The following is a 20,435-nucleotide window of genomic DNA, read 5'->3' on the forward strand; positions in this document are numbered from 1 at the left end:
GTTAGTCGCGGTACTTCTTCAGCTCGAACTTGGAAGCGGTGAGGATCATCATCTCGTCGGTGCCGCCGGAGACGCGGTCAACGCGAAGGTCGCGCCAGATGCGCTGGATGCGATGCTCGCCGGCCACGGCCACGCCAGCGAGGATCTGCATGGCGTCGTCGACGACCTCGAAGGCGGCGTTGGCGCAGTAGTACTTGCACATGGCGGCAGCGCCGGGGTCGAACTTGCCGTCGTTGTTGTCGGCTTCCCAAGCGGTTTCGTAGAGCATGTTCTTCATGTTCTTCAGCTTGATGGCCATCTCGGCGACCTTGAGCTGGTTGAGCTGCTGACGGCCGATGGGCTTGCCGAAGGCGATGCGCTGGTTCGCGTGGCGGCAGGCATCCTCATAGCAGGCGATCGCCGTGCCGTAGTCGCAGGCGCCGACAAGCCAACGCTCGAAGTTGAAGTCGTTGATGCCGCGGGCGAAGCCGTTGCCTTCCTTGCCGAAGATGTCCTTCTCCTCGAGCTCCACGTTGTCCATGTAGACCTCGCAGCAGGAGTCCATGCGCAGACCCAGCTTGTTGAGCGGGGAGAGGGAGACGCCCGGCTTGCTCATGTCGAGGAAGAACTCGGTGAACATCTCGGGATCGTCGGCATTCTTGGCCATGATGACCAGGTACTTCACGCCAGCGGAAGAGGTGATGAAGGTCTTGGTGCCGTTGAGGTAGATCTTGCCGTTCTCGCGCTTGTAGGTGGTCTGAAGCGCGGCGACGTCGGAGCCGGCGCCTGGCTCGGTGCAGGCGGAGTTCCAGATCTGCTCGCCGGATCCCAGCGTGGAGAGCACGGCCTCGATCTGCTCTTCGGTGCCTTCGCGGATGATGGTCTCGAAGCCGGGGAGCTGGTAGAGGACGTAGGTCGGTGCGCCGTAGCGGCCGAGGACCTCATAGACCGCCATAAGCGTCACGGCCGGCTGCTCAAGGCCGAGGCCGCCGTGGCTTTCGGGGAGCATGATCGAGTCGAAGCCGAGCTCGCACAGGCCGCTCACCCAGCGAAGCGGGTACTCGTGCTTCTCGTCGCACTCTGCGAAGTACGCTTCCCAGTTCTCGCTTTCCATGTAGTCGCGGTAGCTTTCGACGATCAGCTCTTGCTCGTCACTCAACTTGAAATCCATTGCATTCTCCTTGTCGATATCCAGCGCAGCCTTTTGCCGCGCTGTGATTCCAGAAATGAAGGTGCGTGTTGGCTGCGGTTAGCGGCCGATGTTCTCGCGGAAGTACTCCGCTCCGTGCTCGAGTGCCCGGTTGGCCTCGTCGAGCATCTTGGTGTAGTGCAGAAACGCGTGGATGACGCCTTCGAACATCTCGAAGCGGCAGGGGATGCCGTACTCTTCACAGATCGTCGCAAGTGCCGTGCTGTCGTCCTTCAAGGGGTCGAACTCGGCTGCGGCGATGTAGCAGGAAGGCATGTCGCGCGTGAGGTCGTTCAGGAAGAGGTTTGCGTAGGGGCTCGTCTCGAGCTGCCCGGTGTCGGTGGCGTAGAGCTCCTTGTACCACTGCCATTCCGCTTCGGTCAGGCCGTCCCACGGGCCTCCGAGCAGACGCTGGGAAGCCGAGTCCTTCAGGCCGTACCAGCCGTAGAAGAGCAGAAGGCACTTGACGAACGCCGAGCCGCCCAGCTCCTCGCGCAGGTACATGGTCGCCGCCAGGCCAAGGTGCGCGCCGCCGGAGTCGCCGGCGAAGGCGAGGCGGTTCCCGTCGATGCCCCAGGCGTTGCCCTGCTCGTGCACGCGCTTTGCGACATGGGCCACTTCCTCGACCGCCACGGGGAACTTCGCCTCGGGGGAGAGGCGGTAGTCCACGGCGACCACCACAGCGCCCGTCTTGCTCGCAAGGACGCGGCAGATGCGGTCGTGCGTCTCGAGGTTGCCCAAGACGAACCCGCCGCCGTGCGCGTAGACGATTCCCGGGAGGGTCTCGCCAGCCTGCTCAAGGCTTGCGCGGTCCTTGGTCGGGTAGTACAGGCGCACGGGAATCTCGCCGTGGGGGCCTGCGACCTTGCGGTCGGTTTTCTCGGCCATCTTGGGGCCGCCTTCGACCCAATAGGCGCGTCCCTCGGTGTAGTTCAGGCGCATCTGCTCGAAGCCGGCGCTCGTGTCGTTGGCGTTTCCCGCGAGCTCGTCTTCCTTGGCGAGCACCGCGCGCATGCCCTCGTTGATCTTCGAGAGGACGTCGATCTTGTTCATGTCTCTACCTCGATTTCTTGTGCGCTGCCTTGCGGCGATGCGCCTGAATGACTGGTTGATTGCTTGGGGTGGTCCTACCGGGCGATTACGCCTCGTCGGTCTCCACGCCCGCTGCCAGGTTCTTCTTCATGGCGCGGCGCGTCATGACCAGGCAGAAGCAGCCGAGGACCGCGAAGACAACCAGCGCGATGAAGATGGTGTTGAAGGCGTCTGCGCCCTGAGCGTCGATAAGGCCGCCGAACCAGGTGTGGACGAAGGTGTCAGGCAGAAAGCCGATGACGGACAGCAGGCCCGACGCGGTGCCGAAGATGCTCATCGGAACCTTGGCCTCGGTGAGGGGGGAGGAGCCGATGGAGAAGGCGCCGTAGGTCACGAAGCCGAGGACGACGACCAGCACAGCGATCGGGATGACCAGGCCAGCCTCGCGGGGCATGACCATGAAGGCGGCCAGCACGATGACACTTGCCGCGAAGAAGATGAGGATCGACTTCGAGGGGCTCTTCAGCTTGTCGGCGAAAAATCCTGCAGCCGGGCCTGCGATGAGGCCGATTCCGTAGGTGCGGATAAGGCCGACGACGGAGACGATGGCGACCGGCGCTGCGAAGCAGGTGGTCATGAACGGCGTGGTGTAGGTGACGCCCATGTAGACGAGGTACACGAAGAAGTAGGCGAGGCAGGCCCAGATGACGCCCGGATGCTTGATGGCCGTGACAACCTCTTTGAGGCTGAAGAGCTTGGCGTTCTTGTCGATCTCGCCCTTGAAGTCGGGGATGAGGATGAAGGACAGGATGGCCAGGATGGCGATGAGCACGCCCAGGAAGACGAGCAGGATCTGGATGCCCTGGGAGGCGTCGGCGATGGCGGAGATGATGGCCGTGTTGATGAGGCCGACGATGAGGCCCGCGGCGCCGTAGATGGAGTAGCTCACGCCGATCTTGGAGGCGTAATCCTCTTCAGAGCAGCACAGGCGCACGATCTTGAAGCGCGTGCCCCACCAGATGAGGATGGAGGTGATGCCGAAGCCGACGAAGATGATGTAGAGCATCTCGATGGAAGGCAGCATCGCGTAGATGAAGGTGAGAACCGCCGTTCCTCCGAAGCCGACCCAGGAAAGCGTGCGCATGCGCACCTTGTCCGCGATGATGCCGGCCGGCAGGTAGGTGATCACAGCGACGATGGCGTAGCAGGAAAGCAGCGCGCCCAAATCGGCGTTCGTGCAGCCAAGACCCTGCATCAGCGGTTCGTAGAAGACGTTCTTCAGGTAGATGGGCGTGTAGATGATTGATGAGCCCATGGAGACGAGCACGATGAGAAACCACTTGTGCAGACCGCTCAGGTCCTTATAAGTGAGCTCTCCCCTGCTCTTCGCAAGCATCGACATTATTCGATCCTTTCTTCATTCTTGCGCCCGGTTCCCAGGCATTCGGCATAGTGAGGTGGAGGGAGGAGGTGTGGAGGAGGTTCGGACGGCCCCCTCCGCAAAGAGAGGAAGAATGCAGGTTTACTTGCCCTGCCAGTTCGGAGTGCGCTTCTCGACGAAGGCCGCGGGGCCCTCGATGCCGTCTTCGGTCTTCTCGATGAAACGATAGGCCGCGTCGCAGTAGCGCATCGCGTCCTCTTCGGACATCTGGGAAGCAGCGTGGACGATCTGCTTGGTGAACTTGAGCGAGAGGGGAGCGTTCTTGGCGATCGTGGACGCGAGCTCGAGAGCCTTGTCCATGACCTCCTCGGCGGGGACGACGTAGTTGACGAAGCCGATTTCCTTCGCCTCTGCAGCGTAGACGAGGCGAGCGGTCAGGAGCATTTCCATTGCAGCCTTGCGGGGAACGTCGCGAGCCATGCGGACGAGGCCGCCGGTGGAGGCGATGAGGCCGACCTTGGGCTCGGTGAGGCCGAAGCGCGCATGCTCGGCAGCGACGACGATGTCGCAGGAAACGGCGATCTCCATGCCGCCGCCCGCAGCGACGCCGTTGACGGCGCAGATGACCGGTTTCGGGCAGAGACGGTCGGTGAGGCCGCCGAAGCCATGGTCGGTGACGGTCATGCACTCGCCGCCGCTGGAAAGCTCGGAGAGATCCTCGCCGGCGCAGAAGGCCTTCTCGCCCGTGCCCGTGACGATAATGACGCGCACGCGGTTGTCCTTCTCAGCCTTGTTCATGATCTCTTCCATGGCGGCAGAGGTGACTGCATTGATGGCGTTGCGCTTCTCGGGGCGGTTGATGCGCATGATGAGCACGCCGTCCTCGCGAAGGTCGGTCACAACCTCTGGGGTACCGTAGAAATCTGCCATTTTATCCTCCTTTTAAAGTGGGATCTTCGAAGCCGGATTCGACTTGCCCTTATCGGCTTTCCGGCTTGACTCGCATCCTATGGAGCGCGGCGCGAAACGTCATCGCCAGGACTTCGGTAATGAGGTAATCGCATGAAAAGCGTGCATCGCAAATTCTTAGTGATGATGCCTTTGACCATGGAAAAGTCTCGTCTTGCCGCTCAACCCCGAGAGCGCCTTCGGCAAGGCTTCCAAGGCGTCTGAAATCGTCTCTGAAACGCCTTCTCGAACTCTCGGGAAAGGGTGATTTTCGGCATAGCGATTTTTTAGGTAACGGGTATTTCACGGTTATCTGGCGATGCGAACGCCGCTTGCGGAGTGCAAGATGACCTCAACGCGCAGGGCGACTCCCCGAGGCACCCGAGCAGATCGCTTGGGCATCCTGAAAGCGTCAACCTGCGGACAAGCCTCTGTACAAGCATATGAAGGGAAGGCTCAAGATGAAAATAGCCGCCGCATTCAAAGTGGTCCCCGACGATCAGGACATCAAGGTCGCAGGAGATCGCACGCTCGACTATTCGAAGGCAAAGAACACTATCTCGGTGTACGACCTGAATGCCTTGGAAGTCGCTTCTCAGCTCGCCGCTGAGGTCGAGGGCTCCTCGGCAGTGGCGATCACCGCCGGTCCTGCTTCGATCGACGAGTCCAAGCTGAAGAAGAACGTCCTCGCCCGCGGCGTCGACGAGCTCTTCATGATCGCCGACGATGCCTGCGCCAACATGGACGCCAAGGCCACCGCATGCGAGCTCGCAGCGCTCGTCGAGAAGATTGGCGATGTCGACGTGGTCGTCTGCGGCGACGGTTCTGCTGACAACTATGCGCAGCAGGTCGACGTGCAGCTCGCCTGCAAGCTCGGCTGGCCCGTGGTGAACGCCGCCACCAAGATCAGCTGCAAGGGCGACGCTCTCGAGGTCGAGCGTGTGCTCGAGGACGTCGTAGAAGTGGTCGAGATCAGCCTTCCCGCCGTCATCTCCGTGACTCCGGATGCCGCCGAAGCGCGCATCCCCGGCATGAAGGACATCCTTGCTGCCGGCAAGAAGCCCATGAATGTCGAGGCTGCAGCGGGCTCCGTCGCCTCCAGCATCGCCGTCGTCGACTGCAAGGCTCCCGAGCAGGCCGACCGCAAGCTGCAGATCTTCGATGCCGCCGAGGACGGCGCCGTCGAGAGCTTCGCAGCCGCCCTCAAGGCAGCCCTGTAGGCCAAGCGCTATCAAGCACAAGAAAGGCAGAGTGAACACTCATGAAAGCATTGATCATTGCTGAGCACGCAGGCGCAGCGGCAGAGCTGGCAGCGGGCGCGCGCACCATGGCCGACGAGATCGTCGCCATCTCCTTCGGCGAAGCGAGCGATTGCGGCGCCGACAAGGTCCTTCGCATCACCGTTCCCGAGGGTGTTGCCCTCGACGCCGCGGCCGACACCGTGAACGCCGCGTTCGACGCAGAGCAGCCGGGCATCGTCCTTATCGAGGCGACCCGCCACATGAAGGTCATTGCCGGCAGCCTCGCCTTCCACGCGGACACCGCGGTCATCACCGACGTCATGTCCTTCGAGGACGCAGGTGCTCGCAGCATGTACTTCGGCGGCATCGCCGAGCGCGTGCAGAAGGCCGAGGGCGACGTCGCGATTTACACCGTCGGCGCCGGCGTGTTCGAGGCCGCTGAAGGTGCCGCCAACGGCGCTGTTGCGGATCAGGAGTGGGTCGAGCCCGCTCGCCCCGTCAAGGTCCTCTCCTCCAAGGCCATCGAGAAGAGCGGCGTCGATCTGTTCAAGGCCGACGTCGTCGTCGCGGCAGGCCGTGGCTTCACCGAGGAAGGCCAGCTCGACATGGCGCGCGATCTGTGCGGCAAGCTCGGCGCGGGCCTGGCGTGTTCTCGTCCGCTGACCGAAGGCGTCAACTGGCTTCCCACCGAATGCTACGTGGGCGTCTCCGGCCTCATGCTGACCCCCAAGGCCTACATCGCCTGCGGTATCTCCGGCCAGATGCAGCACATGGTCGGCTGCAACCGCTCCGGCGCCATCTTCGCCATCAACAAGGACAAGAACGCCCCCATCTTCAAGCAGTGCGACTTCGGTCTCGTGGGCGACATCAAAGACGTCCTGCCTGCGCTTACCGCAGCTCTGTAAGGAGTTTCTCCCCGCCCCGCATCGCGCCTTTTTCTCCACATCGCCGATTCCTCCGAGCGATTACTCCCCGCCATATCCCTCAGGCGCGATGCGGGGGTCTCAACTGCACGCAAGTCGACAGCCCGTTTCGGCTGCGAGTGAAAGGATAGCGATATGTCAGACTTCGACGCGATCGTGGTGGGCGCGGGCTGCGCCGGCTCGGTCGCAGCGTACGAGCTCGCGAAAGCGGGCAAGAGCGTGCTGGTCGTGGAGCGCGGCAACTTCGCCGGCGCCAAGAACATGACCGGCGGGCGCATCTACTCCCACTCCCTCAAGAAGGTCTTCCCCGACTTCGAGTCCGAGGCGCCCCTCGAGCGCAAGATCACGCACGAGCGCATCGCCATGCTCGACCCGGCGTCCGAGATGACCATCGACTTCACCTCCCCCGAGCTCGCCGAGGAGGGCAAGGACTCCTACTCGGTCCTGCGCGGGCCCTTCGACCAGTGGCTCGCCGAGAAGGCCGAGGAGGCCGGCGCCGAGTACATCTGCGGCATCGCGGTCGAGGACCTCATCAAGGACGAGTCCGGCCGCGTGGCCGGCGTGCGCGCCGGAGAGGACGAGATCTCCGCGGACGTGGTGATCCTCGCCGAGGGGGTGAACTCCATGCTCTCCGAGCGCTGCCTGGGCAACCCCCGCCCCAAGGCCAGCCAGATGGCCGTCGGGATCAAGGAGGTCTTCGAGCTCCCCGAGGGCGTCATCGAGGACCGCTTCCTGCTCCCCGAGGGCGAGGGCGCCGCGATGCTGTTCGTCGGCGACTGCACCAAGGGCAGCGTCGGCGGCGGGTTCCTCTACACCAACAAGGAGTCCATCTCGCTCGGCCTCGTGGCCACCGTCTCGCTCGCGGCCGACGGCTCGCGCAACGAGGTGCCGGTCTACCAGATGCTCGAGGACTTCAAGAACCACCCGGCGGTGGCGCCCATCATCCGCGGCGCCAAGATGGTCGAGCACTCCGGCCACATGGTCCCCGAGGGCGGCTACGACATGATCCCGAAGTACGTCTTCGACGGCTGCCTGCTCGCGGGCGAGACCGCGGGGCTGTGCATGAACATGGGCTACCAGGTGCGCGGCATGGACTTCGCCGTGGCGTCCGGCCAGATGGCGGCCAAGGCGGCCGTCGAGGCCCTCGACAAGGGCGACGTCTCCGAGGCGGGCCTGTCCTCCTACAAGGAGATGATGGAGGCCTCCTTCGTCATCCAGGACCTGCGCACGTTCTCCAAGTGGCCGCACGTCATGGAGGAGTGGGGCTCCATGTTCACCGACTACCCGGTGATGGTGAAGGAGATCTTCAACGCCATGTTCAGCGTCGACGGCTCCCCCCAGAAGCCGCTCGCGAAGCGGATGATGCCCATTATCAAGAAGCGCGGCCTGCTCAAGCTGGCCGGCGAGGTCAGGAAGGCGGTGCGTGCGCTGTGAGCAAGGTCTGCGAGATCACGGTCAACGTCGACGAGGCTCTGTCCGTCAACAAATACGAGGTCGACGAGGAGACCCCGCACATCGTGCTGGCGGAAGACGACGGCTCCGAGGCCTACAACGAGGAGTTCCTCAAGCTGGTCCGCGTGTGCCCGGCGGCCCTCTACAAGGTCGACGGGGACGGCGCCAAGTCCTTCGACTACGCCGGCTGCCTGGAGTGCGGCACGTGCCGCATAGCCTGCGAGGGCACGATCGTCGAGAAGTGGGTCAACCCCGGCCCCACGATGGGCGTCGAGTACCGCTTCGGGTAAGCCCTCGTTTCATCTACCTCCCCTTTTCCTTGAAGAGCTCCCCTTGGGGAGTTCTTCTCGTTTTTGCAGGCGAAGGCGATGCAGTACCCCGCAAAAGCCGGTGGCGGTCGGGCCTCTTCTTGGCTTACGGGGAGGGCTTGCCCGGTCGCGCGGGGCTGTCAGACGAAGCGTTCCTCGCAGGTGCTTTCCGCTAGGCGCAAGGCTCTAGTTGCCCGATTCGTCTGAGCCGTTTCCGTTGATGTAGTCGATCAGCTCGGAGCGCTTGTGGATCCCGATCTTCTCGTACACGTGGCGGATGTGGGTGTTCACCGTGTAGGGGGAGATGACGAGCTTCTTCGCCACGTTGTCCGTCGTGAAGCCGCGCGCAATGAGCATGACGATTTCCGTCTCGCGGGCGGAAAGCGAGAATTCCCTCGCCAATTCCTTGATGCGCTGCTCCTGAAGCGATTCGGTTGCCGGCGGCGCCATGAGCTTGGTGATGTTGTATTCCTGGCGGACGAGCGGGATGACGATCGCAGAGAGGATGCAGACGAAGATGATTGCCGTGGGGGTGGTTGCCTCGAGAGCGAACGACGGGTTCGCCTCGTAGATCAGGGCAAGCGTGTTGCCCGCCGCGATTCCGAGACGGATGAACGCCCCGCTGAACCCGAACGCGATTCCGATGGGCACATAGCCTTTCATTCCCAAAACACCGAAGTACATGATGAGCAGCACCTCGAAGATGGCGACGACCGCTAATACGAGGAAGAACGAGGGAATATAGAATTGCTCGCCGGTGATGAACAGGGCGAACGAGATGATCGCCAAGACGATAAGCCAGGGGAAGATGCGGTAGATGTTGAGGCGCTGCTTCGATGAGGCGCTCACCGCACCGATGATGCAGAGCAGAACTGCTCCGCCGATCGAGCCGAACGTGAAGGCAAGGTCGCCGTCGGGGAGGCTCTCCAGCGGGATGATCGCGACGAGGAAGTAGCAGGCGAGCGCGGCGACGAAGGCGGTCACGCTGACGACGATCATCGGTCGGATGGCCCGCTTCGCCGTGCTCTCCGGCAGCAACGTGGGGTAGGGCATGCTCTCGGCAATTCTGCGTCCGCGCCTGAAGAGCACGCATGCCGCTACGGGCAAAAGCGAGATGAACACCGAGGAGACCCCGGTGGGAAGGACGAGGGCGACAAGCGAGCATGCGAGCATGACAAGCCCGATGGTCGTGCCGATGCGCGCCACCGAGAATGATGTCTTGGTGCGCGAGTACAGCTCGCCCCACATAATCCAAAGCAGTGCGTTCGAGGCGCCGATTACTGCCGCGAGCGCATAGGCGATAGCGTCGGTGGGGAACGAGAACGCGAACAGGGTGAGGACGAGCGTCGAGGCGAAGGCGATGGCCGTGACCACCTCGTAGAGCCATTTACGTTCGCAGAGATGGCGCTTCCTGCCGAGGGCGAAGGCGATGGCGATGAACCCGATTACGGCGGCGACGAGCGCGAAAAGCCACGACTCCGTTACACAGTCGTCGAGGAGCTGCACCCCGATGAAGGCGTCGTGAAGAAACCACAGGTTGTAGTGCCACGCGAGAAGCAGGGCGAAGCCGACGAATCTGCGCGTCGGATAGTCGAGCGGATTTCTTTTTGGTCGAGTCGTTTTCGGGACAGCTTCCTTGGTTGTCATATGGGTTCCCCTTGGCCCGTATCGGACAATAGACGATGTGCTCCATTTTGCCTTAAGAAGGCGCAAAAGGGCAAAAGCCCGCAAGACGCAATTCTAATCTTATTTCGGGAAAATGGCGACGCTTGCGAGCAAGGTCGTGCGAGTTTTTCAGGTTGCGGTATTTTTCAAATTACGGCGTTTGCGGGGTATTTCCCATCGAAACGCTAGGTTGAAGGTGTGGGCAGCGAAGCCTAGGCTTGGAGCCAAAGAAGAAGCGGGACGGGGGTTGGGCGATTTGACCCATTCCCCCGATCTCTCCGATCGGCGTGACAACCGAATCAATGGGTTGCTACTTGCGCGCCGCAACAGCGAATGGAAAGGATCCTCATGAACGTGTTCATTCCCGATGGCCGCATCGACCAGTTCATTCTGGAGGACATGCCCTACATCGACCTCACGACCGAAGTTCTCGGCATCGGGGAAGAGCTGGGGGAAATCGAGTACTTCACGCGCGAAGACTGCGTGCTTGCCGGCGCGGAGGAGGCCGCTCGCGTGCTCGGGAAGACGGGCGCGCGCGTTATCTGGTCGCGTCGTTCGGGGGAGCGCCTCGCTGCGGGGGAGCCGTTCCTTCGCGCGGAGGGCACGGCGGCGGCGCTGCATATGGCGTGGAAGGTGTCGCTCAACCTGTGCGACCACCTGTCGGGCGTAGCGACCAAGACGCGCGCGATCGTGGACGCGGCGCACAGCGCGAACCCTGCATGCGAGGTGCTCACTACGCGCAAGAGCATGCCAGGCGTGAAAGACCTGCTCACGAAGGCGGTCACTTGCGGCGGCGCCTTCCCACACCGTCTGGGCGCGTCCGAGACCGTGCTCGTGTTCGACCACCACATCACCTTCATGGGCGGCTTCGAGGCGTTCTTGGAGGCGCTTCCCGCCCTTCGTGGCCGCTGCGTGGAGAAGAAGCTGTTCGTGGAGGCGGGGCCTGACGAGGCACGTCGCCTCGCGAAAGCGGGCGTCGACGGCATCCAGCTCGACAAGATGCCGGTGGACGATTTGGCAGCGCTCGTGCCCGAGCTGCGCACGATCGATCCGCATCTCACGCTTATCGCAGCGGGCGGCATTAACCTGCAGAACGCCGCAGCGTACGCGGCATGCGGCGTCGACGGCCTGGCCACTACGGCGCCCTTCACGGCGAAGCCCATCGACATGAGCGTCCGCATGAAGCGAGCAGAATAGTCGCACGCAAGGTGGGGCAGAGGGCGAGGTGAGACGGGGGGCGAACGCGGCGCAACGGCACGGAAACCGAGTTGTCCCAAAAAGTGCATGCGAAAAGGGGGATTTTGTACCAGGATTTGCTTTCGCGCGTGTATTTTTCAGGACGCGGCCACTGCCATGGCGGATATCGCTTCGGAGCGAGGCAAATCCTCCGGACCCCGCCCCATCCGACGTACGGCAACTCGGTGCGCGCCTACGGCGCCGAACGGACCCTGCGCGACATGCTGCGCAGCACGTTGTCGCCCGACCTGCAGCTGCTCTAGCTGGCGTTCCTGTCGTGCTTTTCGTCCGAAGGGCGCAGCCTGCCGATGCTGCAGTCGTTCGCCGGTGAGCTCGGTGTGGCCGCGAAGGTGAGAAGGTTCACAGAGATGCTGCTGTGAAGAGCGGGGACGCCATGCACCTCAAGGCACTAATGAACAGCAAGACGAAGGCGGCGGGTGTATCGCCCCAGCTGATGCTGCAGAACTACATGCTCGAACGGCTGACCGATCGCGAGCTTTCAGTTTGGTTGGCATCGTGGTGGAGGTATCGGTTTGAGCCGTCGACCGCTCTGTCGGAGATGGGGGGGGTGGGGCAAGTCCCCCCATCTCATTGATATGCTCTGCTTTCTATATTAAGCCAAGCATTTTCTTTCTGCGTCAATTGAATTGCTATCCCTCATGGACGCCGTAGGCGGTTACGAGATCGAGATTGATGTTACCATCGTCGTCCCAACTGTAGGGAACCTCGATAACGAATCCGTTGCTGTCATTGATGAGCTTAATGTAGCCTGTCTCCACCTCATAGGTTCCAGCTGAAGTAATGCCAGAGGTCGTTGTTTCGAATGTGTTTGGTGAAAAAAACTCGGTTTTGTACATCGTTATGGAGGTGCCAAGGGCGGGGGCGTACTTCCAGTAGTACCCGTTGATGGCGCTCTGGACCCTGGCTGTTGTTTCCGCGTCGGCGGGCTCATGTTTTTGCATCTCGCTAGCATAGCCCTCGGGATCGGCGTTCTGAGCAATTGCCTCTGCGGAATCTAAATGAACTATGCTGTCTGTTGACAGCTTAAGGTTATCGATTCCAGGGGTTCGGTCGTTGTGGAGGGTTATTTCTTTGTCGACTTCAAGGTCACCTACGGGTACTTCGAAGGTTTCAAGAACCTTGAGCTCGCTGCCAACGTAAACATCTTCAATAAAGTCAGAGTAATAGAAACTGGAAGCATACGACCTAGCTCCAGGATTATGCTCTGAGGTGTAGACATTTTCTCCGATTTTCATATCGGTTGACTTGCTGAATGCCTTAAGGTTCTTGTCTGTTGCCTTGACAGTGTAGAAGAGGTATACGAGCTTGAGCTGATCGCTCTCGTCGTCGATGTAAGAGTCATTCACATAAAGGCCGGTAACCTCCATGTTGTCAACTGCGGTTACTTCCTCCGGCGCAGTTTTCTCTTGCGATTGCGTTGACTCGGGGCCCGAACCTTGCATTCCGCACCCCGTTAGTCCAGCAAGTAGAGCTGCGCAGACGGTGAGCGCTAGCGCGATTTTAGTTGCGGCGGGGGGGGGTGAGATTTCTCTGCATTGACATGTTTCCTCCTGATTGGTGTGGATGGATTACCAGCAATTATTCATTATCCACCAAAACAGCAGTGCTGAGGGGCCTCAAATTAACTCAGACTGCTTTTTAATGTGAGATGAGGCGGGGATTGGGTGATTTGTCTCGCCTTGAGGGGCACGGCATAAGGCAGGCTGCTTGTTGCCATAGAAGGCGCAATAACCGAGCGCACCTCTTCCTCTGCCGCTGATTGGGGTTTTGGGGAATGTCTTTGGCGGGCAAATCGGGCGCAGGCTGTGCGACTGGAAGCCTCGCAAGGGAATTGGCGCCCTCTATTGCGAAGGACAAGCGCCGAAGCGGGGCGCCGTTCCTCTAGCTCGAGCATGGCAAGATGCACAGGGCTTTTTAGGGGCGAGCGCAAACTAATTCGTCATCTGTCCAATACATGGTACATACGATTTCGCACGCGTATGGCAGAATCGGCGTTGTCCGCAACTGATGGGAATGGGTGGTGGTGTCGATGGTGGCTTACGAGCTTGTTCGACGAAACGGAGTCGCTCTTGTTTACGAGTATTGGCCAGAAAACGATCGGGGGTCGCGCCCCGGTCAGGTGCTCATCGACCTCGCTAACGAGACGGTGTCTTTGGGGGCGCCGGCAGAGCGCGATTTTCAGCGCTGCACCACAGGCAGGGATATGAATGCGATGCGCGGTGGGATTAACGAGATGCGCCAAGAGCACGGGGAGCCTCTGCTGTCCGAGGAGGAGCTCCCGACCGAGCCCGACGACGCGGTCTACCGATGGTGGTGGTACTACGACCACGTTCAGAGGGACCTTTCGAGACGGCACGATGAGGGGAAGATGCCCGAACGCGGCATGGTCGCTTGGTACTAGGGGCGAGGGGACGCGAGCCTGCCTCGAGGTGTCGGGAACTTGGCTTCGTGGATTTCTGGGTGGCGGGAGGCAATGCCATGATCAAATGGGACTCGATTGTGCGCATCGGGGAGAGCCGGCGCCTAGGCTTCGTCTGCGACCTTGACGAAGGCGCATGCGGCGATTCGCCTGATCCGGCATGCGTTTGCGCTGTCGAGCTGTTCAAAGCCGGCTGTCTGCGGGAGGAATGGGAACGGCATGAGTGCTTCCTGTGCGAGCTGGACGAGGTGGCCGAGGCGCAAGGAACAGGGCGGAGCCTCGCCTGCACAGATTTCGAGTACTTGAGAATCGACAACTACTGGGTGGAGGACACTCCGCTGAAAGAGCACCGCACCATATGGGTTGTAATGGAGGGCGAAGAGGCCTCGGTATGGCTGGAGCGGGGCTATGTCGGCCCCGTCGAGCCCATTGCCCATTTGGCCCCATCCAAGGTTGCGACTTTGAAGGAAGCTTTCGGCGATGTCTGCATCTGCAATTGGAAGCGGGACTACGACCGCAAGGGCTGGCGCCTAGGTGGCAACGCGTGGCGCATGACCTTTATTCGTGGGAGTGCGAAGGCGTCGACGGGTGGCATCGATGGATATCATGCGAGCATGGAGCCGCTTTGTGAGGCTTTGAGACACGTTGGGCTGCCTGTCGGCTTCCGGGATGGCCACGGGCTCGTTTATTCGCCTTTAAAGAAGGGTAGTCGCAAAACCAAGAAGCCGGTCTCGTTCTAGCCCATGTTCGGTCTACGCCCGACTAACCTCGAGGTGGGCTATACGGCGTCTTCGGCGTTGCCGGCGGTGCTTGGGAAGATGGTGGCGCGGTGGCACAAAAACCGAGCTGTTCCAAAAAGTGCATGCGAAAAGACGGATTCTGGCACAAAACCGAGCTGTCCCACAGAGAAACCGCCGAAACGGGCGGTTGGCTTCGGGCGATAATGCTCTCCGATGGGAAAACCCCAGGTCGGAGAATCTCCCAAGCCCCCAAGCCAGGCTTGACTTCCACGCCTCGTTCATTTTGTGGGACAGCTCGGTTTTTTGTGCTGGGATCCGCCTCTGCGCGTGTATTTTTCGGGGCGCACCCCCACCGCCACAACGCGCATCGCTTCAGCGGAACGAATCACACTACTTCCGCCCCAACCATGTCTGGAGGGACCTTTCGAGGCGACGCGGCGAGGGGGAGGTGCCCGAACGCGGCATGGGCGCCTGGTGCTAGAGACAAGTAACGTGAATCTGTCCGCATGAAGCCAGCAGAGTAGGGGGGGCAGGGGTTTGGTGGGACGGAAGCCGGGCGATCCGTCTCACTTAATGCGTCGCAGATTACTCCGTCCCATTCTCGTCAAATCACCCGGCACCCGTCTCGCCCGCGAGCCTCGTCTCGGATGGGGAGAGTCGCTCTATCGTTCGCAGCCCCTGCCCGACCCCCGTCCCGTTGCGCTCATCTTCTCTTCCCCTATGGTTGTTTGCTAACAGGTAGATCATCTTTTGCTTGCTCCCGTCCCGCTGCGCCGCTTCTCCCTCGCCCCTTTCCCCGCCTTCCCTTCATGGCAACGCGCGGGGGCGTGTAGCACGCATTTCCCCATAAAATGCAAGTGCTTTCCAAAGTGCGGGGCAAATCTTGGGGCAAGCGGCCGAAAAATGCCGAAAGTACGTTACACTGGTTTCAATGCAAGCCGAAGTCGGCTTGACCAAGCGGTTCTTTGTGTGTGCAAGACTAAAAGTGGTTGTGCCTCAAAGATGCTCTTTCGGGCGCGGCCACGCAACGAAAGGTTGGTGGTCAAAATGGCAGCTCCTGCCACTGAGCACGTGCGCAATGTCGTCCTGGTGGGTCAAGACGGCGCGGGGAAGACTTCGCTCGCTGAGGCGATGCTCTACGTCTCCGGCAAGACCCCGCGCATGGGTACGACGCACGACGGCAAGTCCTATCTCGACTACGACGCCGAGGAAATCAAACGCAAGTTCACGATCGGCACCTCGATCGCCCCCATCCCGTACAAAGACTACAAGATCAACGTGCTCGACACTTCGGGCCATCCCGACTTCATCTGCGACACGCTGTCCACCATGCAAGCTGCTGAAATGGCGCTGTTCGTGGTCGACGCCGTTGCGGGCCCACAGGTCATGACCACCAAGCTGTGGCGCGAGGCCGAGGGAATGCGCCTTTCGCGAGCCGTGTTCATCAACCACATCGACCGCGAGCACGCTGACTTCGACATGGCCATGGCCACGCTTCACGCGCGCTTCGGCTCGCGTCTGGGCCCGGTCACCATCCCCATCGGGCAAGACGCCGACTTCAAGGGCGTCATCGACATCATCCGCATGGAGGCACGTTATTTCGGCGAAGGCGACGACTCCGAGCGCATTGAGCCCATTCCCGCCGAGTATGCCGACGCCGCGCAGGCGGCTCGCGACAAGCTGTGCGACCTTGTGGCCGAAGCCGACGACGAGCTCATGATGAAGTATCTGGAAGGCGAGGAGCAGCTTACGCAGGACGAGCTCGAGTCGCTGCTCGACAAGGCCATCGCGCAGGAGCTGTTCATCCCCGTGTTCGTGGGCTCCACCATCATCAAGCAGGGCATTCAGGGGCTTATGGAGGACATCTGCACCTACTTCCCGCACCCGAGAAGCCACGGTCGCTTCCAGATGGCCGACGGCACCTCGATCCCCATCGACGAGACGAACCGCCCCGCGGCCTTCGCCTTCAAGACGCTCTCCGACCCGTTCGTGGGTCGCTTGAGCTTCCTCAAGGTGCTTTCGGGCGTGCTCGAGCCCGGCATGGAGCTCATCAACGCGCGCACGGGCAAGAAGGAGCGCCTGGGCCATCTCTACGTCATGATGGGCAAGGAAGCCACTGACGTGAAGAGCGCGAAGGCGGGCGACATCATCGTTGTGCCGAAGCTCGCTGAGACGCGCACGGGCGACACGATTTCCCTTACCGGCGAGATCGCCGTCGATCCGCTGCCACTGCCGGTGCCGCAGTACCCGGTCGCGATCGAGGCCGTCAACAAGAAGGAAGAGGACAAGCTCGGGACGTTTCTTGCCCGCGCGGCGGAAAACGACCCGTCGATCCATATCCAGCGCAACGAGGAAACGCACCAGACCGTGCTCACCGCGATGGGCGACACGCAGGTTGACATGCTCGTTTCCCGTTGCAAGGAGCAGACGGGCGTCGATGTTCGCCTCGTGCCGGTGCGCATCCCGTATCGCGAGACCATCCGCAAGACCGCCGAGGCGGAGGGCCGTCACAAGAAGCAGACGGGTGGCGCCGGGCAGTTCGGCGACTGCTGGCTGCGCATCTCCCCGAACCCGGGGGCGGGCTACGAGTTCGTCGACGAGATCAAGGGCGGCGCTATCCCCGGTGGCCTTATTCCCGCGGTCGACAAGGGCGTGCAGGAGACCATGAAGGAAGGTGTGCTTGCCGGTTACCCGATGGTCGATATCAAGGTCGCCGTGTTCGACGGCAGCTACCATTCCGTCGACTCCAACGAGATGGCGTTCAAGACCGCCGCGCGCATTGGTTTCCGCGCCGCGTGTGACCAGGCCGATCCCGTGCTGCTCGAACCGATGGCAGACATGGAAATCACGGTGGGCGAAGACTATGCGGGTCCGGTCATGGGCGACATCTCCACGCGCCGCGGCCGCATCGTCGGTACCGACTCCAACGACGAGGGCGAGACGGTGATCATCGTGCGCGTGCCCTACGCCGAGGTCGTGAAGTACACGAAGGACTTGCGTTCGATCACGCGCGGCTCGGGCTCGTACAGCATCCAGCTCAACGGCTACGAGCAGGCGCCCGCCGACGTCACGAAGAAGCTCGTGGAGGAATACCAAGCCTCAAGGGCTGCAGGGAATTAGCGGGTAGCAAGTGGCGGATCGTGTGGCGCGAGCCGTGTGCTTCACGATCCGCTTTTGCGACGGCGGCTTCAGTCTTTTGGAGCCGCGGTCGCGTCGTCGGGCCGGAAGGGATTTCCCTTCCGGCCCTTTGTGTTTATGCCAGGTCGTCGTAGGATCCCGGCTCAATGCGCGGCTGCGCGAATTTCTCCACGTCGTTGGAGACCGATGCCCAGTTGCACGAAGCGATGCCGCGTCGCCGGAACCGCCGCGCGGTTGCGCGAAATATTGCTAGCAGAACGAAGGGGTCGACGGCTATCGCGCCGCCGGCCTCTTCCTTATGCTCCAGGGCAAATTCGTCCTTTCGCTGCAGTGCTTACGGCCAAGTCAACCCGTCGATTCGACCCTGCGGGTTGAGGTCGGGCGTGCGCTTTCGGGTAGTCTATCGTGCGCATGTTCACGCTTTTGAGGGAAAGCGTGTCTGTTTTGCGCATTCGCGCGATGTGGAGTCAATAGAATAGTTGAAGGGGATGGTCATGAAACCATACAAGACAGTTATCTACAGCTTCCTGGTGGGCGGCACCTTTGCGCTCATCGCCCAGGCGATCCTCACGTTCTGGCAGACCGTGCTCGCGGGCACGCCGATGGCGTTCTTCATGGGCGGCGCCACGCTTATCAGCATGGGCGTGATCGGCTGCATCCTGGGCGGCCTTGCGTGCTATCAGTACGTCGAGGAATGGGCGACGTTCGGCGCACTGCTCCCGTTCTCCGGCTTCGCGATGGCGGTCGGCATGAAGGCTGTGGGTCCCTGGACGAAGAACAACGAGAAGATGGGCAAGTGCATCTGGAACTGCGTGTGGTTCGTCGTGTGGTTTAACGTGCTGTTTGCCGCCATCTGCATCGCAATCGGCTGGATCTGCGGCACGGTCGGGTTCAACAACAACCTCGGCGTCGCAAAGACCGAGGGCGGCATGCTGTTCGTGTACGCGTTCCTCGTAGGCGGCCTGCTCGCCGCATTCTTCCAAATCCTGTTCGTGTGCCTGAAGAAGGTCACCAAGAAGGTCACCCCGCTCCACATCCTGATCACGGCATGGATGTTGGGCGCAATTTTCGCGCCCTTCGGAATTTCCGGCGCGCTCGCTAACTTCTCCGGCGAGGGCTTCTCCGTCATGATCACGGTCGGCGGCTACAACATGTACAACGTGGGCATCGAACTCGCTGCGGGCAACCTCGCGGGTGCCGGCGTGCACCTGGGCTCGTTCCTGCTCGCCGTTGCTGGCCTCGCCATTACCGCGCTGTTCACTTTCTTCATCTATAACTGGACGTTTGGCCGCAAGCCGCTCGAGCAGGTTCATGCCGAGAAGGCGCTCAACTCGCTGAAGGAGCTCGGCTACGACGCCTCCATGGTGAAGAAGCTCGACAAGGAAGAGCTCGAGGGCTACGATGCCGCGGGCGAAAGCGGCGTGCCTGCAGGCATGAGCGAAACAGTGAAGGCGTAAAGGTCGCTTTTCGGGTGGCGGCCGCGCGCCGTACGTGCATGAGTCGCGCCTCTCGCATCGGGCGTTGCGCGCGCATCGTGCGCCCTGCGCCCTATGCCTCGCGAGCGCGCGTTTCACCTCGTGATTTGCTGAGATTCATCTTGACGGGCTTTCCTCGCGTGGAGGGAAGCCCGTTGTGCTTCTATGCCTTGTCGCGGCTCACCAACTCGCTAGGCTTCGCGTCGAATGGAGGCCGCAGCATGATTCTCGCAGGCGGCAAGGGGAAAGCGCATTGATTTCTGGACGCTTGCTTTATACTGTTCAGCACTAATTCAAAGTTCGTTCGCGTCGTGCGCCGCCTTTCGCCTCATTGCGCCGCCGCGATGCCTTAAGGAGTGGGAAATGGCAAAGGGAATGAGCAAGAAGGAGCGTAAGCTCCGCGAGGAGATCGCCGAGCTCGAGCAGAAAAAAACGCGCGGTTTCATGCAGACGGCTGGCGGCATCATCATCTTTGTGCTGTTTCTAATCATTCGCCAGGTCCTGGTGGCGAACGGCATGTTCGACCCTGAGACGGTGTCGGCGAGCTTAGTTACCTATGCGATTGCGGTTGTAGCGGCCGGCTTCGTCGGCATCGGCGCCTATCGTTATTCCAGGGCGAAGACTAGAATCGGCGAATTGCAATCTCGCATCAAGTAGACGCATCCCGCTTCACGTGAGGGTGCGGCCGGCGGGCAGATGGGCGGAAATGCGCGCCTCGCGACGTCTCGCTCAAGGTTACAGTTAGGGACTACATAAAATGAGAAAGCCCCGCGTCCTTCGCAAAAGCGGATGGATGCGGGGCTTTCGGGCTCGCGATGCGTGCGGCGGCTAGTCCGCGACTTCCACCAGGGTGATTTCGAAGGTGAGCGCCTGGCCTGCCAGTTCGTGGTTCATGTCGAAGCTCACGGAGTCGTCGGTCACTTCCACAACGCGTGCGGGGAAGGGCGCCGAGCTGCCCGAGCGCAGGTAGATGGTCTGTCCTATAGGCAGCTGATCGGCATTGGGAACATTCGAGCGCGGCATCTTCTGCACGAGCGCCGGATTGTGCTCGCCATATGCCTCGGCGGGCTCGAGACGGACCGTCTTGGTCTCGCCAACCTCCATGTCGCACACGGCCTTGTCGAAGCCGGGGATCATCTGGCCTGCCATGCAGATGAACTCGAGCGGCTCGCCGCGATCGTAGGACGAATCGAACTGCGTGCCGTCGTCAAGCGTGCCTTTGTAGTGGGTCTTCACCTTTTTGCCTTCATTGCTCATGAAGCATATCTCCTCTCGGTCTGAAAAGCGT

General features: G+C 61.3%; 18 protein-coding genes. 11 read left to right on the forward strand and 7 right to left on the reverse strand.

What is annotated here, in order from left to right; translation table 11 throughout:
• Position 1: 1 nt before the first annotated feature.
• The 4 genes from caiA to Q0I65_RS07510 form a co-directional block, all read right to left on the reverse strand.
• Positions 2-1,150 carry a crotonobetainyl-CoA dehydrogenase gene (caiA, locus tag Q0I65_RS07495; RefSeq protein ID WP_296061883.1) on the reverse strand — a complete coding sequence of 383 codons (1,149 nt, stop codon included), beginning with the start codon at positions 1,148-1,150 and terminating at the stop codon, positions 2-4.
• A 78-nt stretch (positions 1,151-1,228) separates the two neighbouring features.
• The gene (gene aes, locus Q0I65_RS07500) at positions 1,229-2,221 is read right to left on the reverse strand and encodes an acetyl esterase (RefSeq protein ID WP_296061885.1); all 993 of its coding nucleotides are present in this window, start codon (positions 2,219-2,221) and stop codon (positions 1,229-1,231) included.
• Positions 2,222-2,306: 85 nt separating this feature from the next.
• Positions 2,307-3,602: an MFS transporter gene (locus Q0I65_RS07505; protein WP_296061887.1), complete on the reverse strand. Its 1,296-nt coding sequence runs from the start codon at positions 3,600-3,602 to the stop codon at positions 2,307-2,309.
• Between the two features lie 120 nt (positions 3,603-3,722).
• Positions 3,723-4,511, reverse strand: a complete 789-nt coding sequence (locus Q0I65_RS07510) for an enoyl-CoA hydratase-related protein (RefSeq protein ID WP_296061891.1) — start codon at positions 4,509-4,511, stop codon at positions 3,723-3,725.
• Positions 4,512-4,990: 479 nt separating this feature from the next.
• Here Q0I65_RS07510 and Q0I65_RS07515 point away from each other — a divergent pair, with 479 nt between their 5' ends.
• The 4 genes from Q0I65_RS07515 (at position 4,991) to Q0I65_RS07530 (ending at position 8,435) form a co-directional block, all read left to right on the forward strand.
• A complete protein-coding gene (locus Q0I65_RS07515) occupies positions 4,991-5,749 on the forward strand; it encodes an electron transfer flavoprotein (protein ID WP_296061893.1) in 759 nt (252 codons plus the stop codon).
• A 41-nt stretch (positions 5,750-5,790) separates the two neighbouring features.
• On the forward strand, positions 5,791-6,675 hold the full coding sequence (locus tag Q0I65_RS07520) for an electron transfer flavoprotein subunit alpha/FixB family protein (RefSeq protein WP_296061896.1): 885 nt from the start codon (positions 5,791-5,793) through the stop codon (positions 6,673-6,675).
• 153 nt (positions 6,676-6,828) lie between these two features.
• Positions 6,829-8,127 carry an FAD-dependent oxidoreductase gene (locus Q0I65_RS07525; RefSeq protein WP_296061898.1) on the forward strand — a complete coding sequence of 433 codons (1,299 nt, stop codon included), beginning with the start codon at positions 6,829-6,831 and terminating at the stop codon, positions 8,125-8,127.
• Positions 8,124-8,435, forward strand: coding sequence for a ferredoxin family protein (locus Q0I65_RS07530; protein ID WP_296061901.1), 312 nt, complete (start codon positions 8,124-8,126; stop codon positions 8,433-8,435). The genes Q0I65_RS07525 and Q0I65_RS07530 overlap by 4 nt, the downstream gene beginning before the upstream one ends.
• 204 nt (positions 8,436-8,639) lie before the next feature.
• On the opposite strand, the gene Q0I65_RS07535 is transcribed toward Q0I65_RS07530, so the two are convergent.
• Positions 8,640-10,100: a LuxR C-terminal-related transcriptional regulator gene (locus tag Q0I65_RS07535; protein WP_296061903.1), complete on the reverse strand. Its 1,461-nt coding sequence runs from the start codon at positions 10,098-10,100 to the stop codon at positions 8,640-8,642.
• Between the two features lie 366 nt (positions 10,101-10,466).
• On the opposite strand from Q0I65_RS07535, the gene modD reads away from it, so the two are divergent.
• On the forward strand, positions 10,467-11,315 hold the full coding sequence (gene modD / locus Q0I65_RS07540) for a ModD protein (protein WP_296061905.1): 849 nt from the start codon (positions 10,467-10,469) through the stop codon (positions 11,313-11,315).
• Between the two features lie 104 nt (positions 11,316-11,419).
• Positions 11,420-11,617 carry a hypothetical protein gene (locus Q0I65_RS07545; RefSeq protein WP_296061908.1) on the forward strand — a complete coding sequence of 66 codons (198 nt, stop codon included), beginning with the start codon at positions 11,420-11,422 and terminating at the stop codon, positions 11,615-11,617.
• Between the two features lie 387 nt (positions 11,618-12,004).
• Here Q0I65_RS07545 and Q0I65_RS07550 read toward each other — a convergent pair whose 3' ends face one another.
• Complete coding sequence (locus Q0I65_RS07550; protein ID WP_296061910.1) at positions 12,005-12,817, reverse strand: hypothetical protein; 813 nt, start codon at positions 12,815-12,817, stop codon at positions 12,005-12,007.
• A 587-nt stretch (positions 12,818-13,404) separates the two neighbouring features.
• Here Q0I65_RS07550 and Q0I65_RS07555 point away from each other — a divergent pair.
• The 5 genes from Q0I65_RS07555 to Q0I65_RS07575 all read left to right on the forward strand — a co-directional run bounded on the left by Q0I65_RS07555 (position 13,405) and on the right by Q0I65_RS07575 (position 19,804).
• The gene (locus tag Q0I65_RS07555) at positions 13,405-13,776 is read left to right on the forward strand and encodes a hypothetical protein (protein ID WP_296061912.1); all 372 of its coding nucleotides are present in this window, start codon (positions 13,405-13,407) and stop codon (positions 13,774-13,776) included.
• Positions 13,777-13,823: 47 nt separating this feature from the next.
• Entirely contained in the window at positions 13,824-14,534 is a 711-nt protein-coding gene (locus tag Q0I65_RS07560) for a hypothetical protein (protein WP_296061914.1), read from the forward strand.
• A 1,047-nt stretch (positions 14,535-15,581) separates the two neighbouring features.
• Entirely contained in the window at positions 15,582-17,654 is a 2,073-nt protein-coding gene (gene fusA, locus Q0I65_RS07565) for an elongation factor G (RefSeq protein ID WP_296061917.1), read from the forward strand.
• A gap of 512 nt (positions 17,655-18,166) precedes the next feature.
• Positions 18,167-19,129 (forward strand): SpoVA/SpoVAEb family sporulation membrane protein, encoded by a 963-nt coding sequence (locus Q0I65_RS07570; protein WP_296061918.1) that lies wholly within the window; start codon positions 18,167-18,169, stop codon positions 19,127-19,129.
• Positions 19,130-19,510: 381 nt separating this feature from the next.
• Positions 19,511-19,804, forward strand: a complete 294-nt coding sequence (locus Q0I65_RS07575) for a hypothetical protein (protein WP_296061921.1) — start codon at positions 19,511-19,513, stop codon at positions 19,802-19,804.
• Between the two features lie 171 nt (positions 19,805-19,975).
• On the opposite strand, the gene Q0I65_RS07580 is transcribed toward Q0I65_RS07575, so the two are convergent.
• Complete coding sequence (locus Q0I65_RS07580; protein ID WP_296061926.1) at positions 19,976-20,404, reverse strand: peptidylprolyl isomerase; 429 nt, start codon at positions 20,402-20,404, stop codon at positions 19,976-19,978.
• Positions 20,405-20,435: the final 31 nt, after the last annotated feature.

Source organism: uncultured Ellagibacter sp. (genome assembly GCF_934643285.1).
Taxonomy (GTDB): domain Bacteria; phylum Actinomycetota; class Coriobacteriia; order Coriobacteriales; family Eggerthellaceae; genus Ellagibacter.

What these genes read in the sequence shown, in the direction of transcription:
- fusA (WP_296061917.1), top strand. Translation starts at nt 15,582, where the DNA reads ATGGCAGCTCCTGCCACTGAGCACGTGCGCAATGTCGTCCTGGTGGGT.
- Q0I65_RS07575 (WP_296061921.1), top strand. Translation starts at nt 19,511, where the DNA reads ATGGCAAAGGGAATGAGCAAGAAGGAGCGTAAGCTCCGCGAGGAGATC.
- Q0I65_RS07505 (WP_296061887.1), bottom strand. Translation starts at nt 3,602, where the DNA reads ATGTCGATGCTTGCGAAGAGCAGGGGAGAGCTCACTTATAAGGACCTG.
- Q0I65_RS07515 (WP_296061893.1), top strand. Translation starts at nt 4,991, where the DNA reads ATGAAAATAGCCGCCGCATTCAAAGTGGTCCCCGACGATCAGGACATC.
- Q0I65_RS07555 (WP_296061912.1), top strand. Translation starts at nt 13,405, where the DNA reads ATGGTGGCTTACGAGCTTGTTCGACGAAACGGAGTCGCTCTTGTTTAC.
- caiA (WP_296061883.1), bottom strand. Translation starts at nt 1,150, where the DNA reads ATGGATTTCAAGTTGAGTGACGAGCAAGAGCTGATCGTCGAAAGCTAC.
- Q0I65_RS07535 (WP_296061903.1), bottom strand. Translation starts at nt 10,100, where the DNA reads ATGACAACCAAGGAAGCTGTCCCGAAAACGACTCGACCAAAAAGAAAT.
- Q0I65_RS07510 (WP_296061891.1), bottom strand. Translation starts at nt 4,511, where the DNA reads ATGGCAGATTTCTACGGTACCCCAGAGGTTGTGACCGACCTTCGCGAG.
- Q0I65_RS07580 (WP_296061926.1), bottom strand. Translation starts at nt 20,404, where the DNA reads ATGAGCAATGAAGGCAAAAAGGTGAAGACCCACTACAAAGGCACGCTT.
- Q0I65_RS07570 (WP_296061918.1), top strand. Translation starts at nt 18,167, where the DNA reads ATGAAACCATACAAGACAGTTATCTACAGCTTCCTGGTGGGCGGCACC.
- modD (WP_296061905.1), top strand. Translation starts at nt 10,467, where the DNA reads ATGAACGTGTTCATTCCCGATGGCCGCATCGACCAGTTCATTCTGGAG.
- Q0I65_RS07550 (WP_296061910.1), bottom strand. Translation starts at nt 12,817, where the DNA reads ATGCAAGGTTCGGGCCCCGAGTCAACGCAATCGCAAGAGAAAACTGCG.
- aes (WP_296061885.1), bottom strand. Translation starts at nt 2,221, where the DNA reads ATGAACAAGATCGACGTCCTCTCGAAGATCAACGAGGGCATGCGCGCG.
- Q0I65_RS07520 (WP_296061896.1), top strand. Translation starts at nt 5,791, where the DNA reads ATGAAAGCATTGATCATTGCTGAGCACGCAGGCGCAGCGGCAGAGCTG.
- Q0I65_RS07525 (WP_296061898.1), top strand. Translation starts at nt 6,829, where the DNA reads ATGTCAGACTTCGACGCGATCGTGGTGGGCGCGGGCTGCGCCGGCTCG.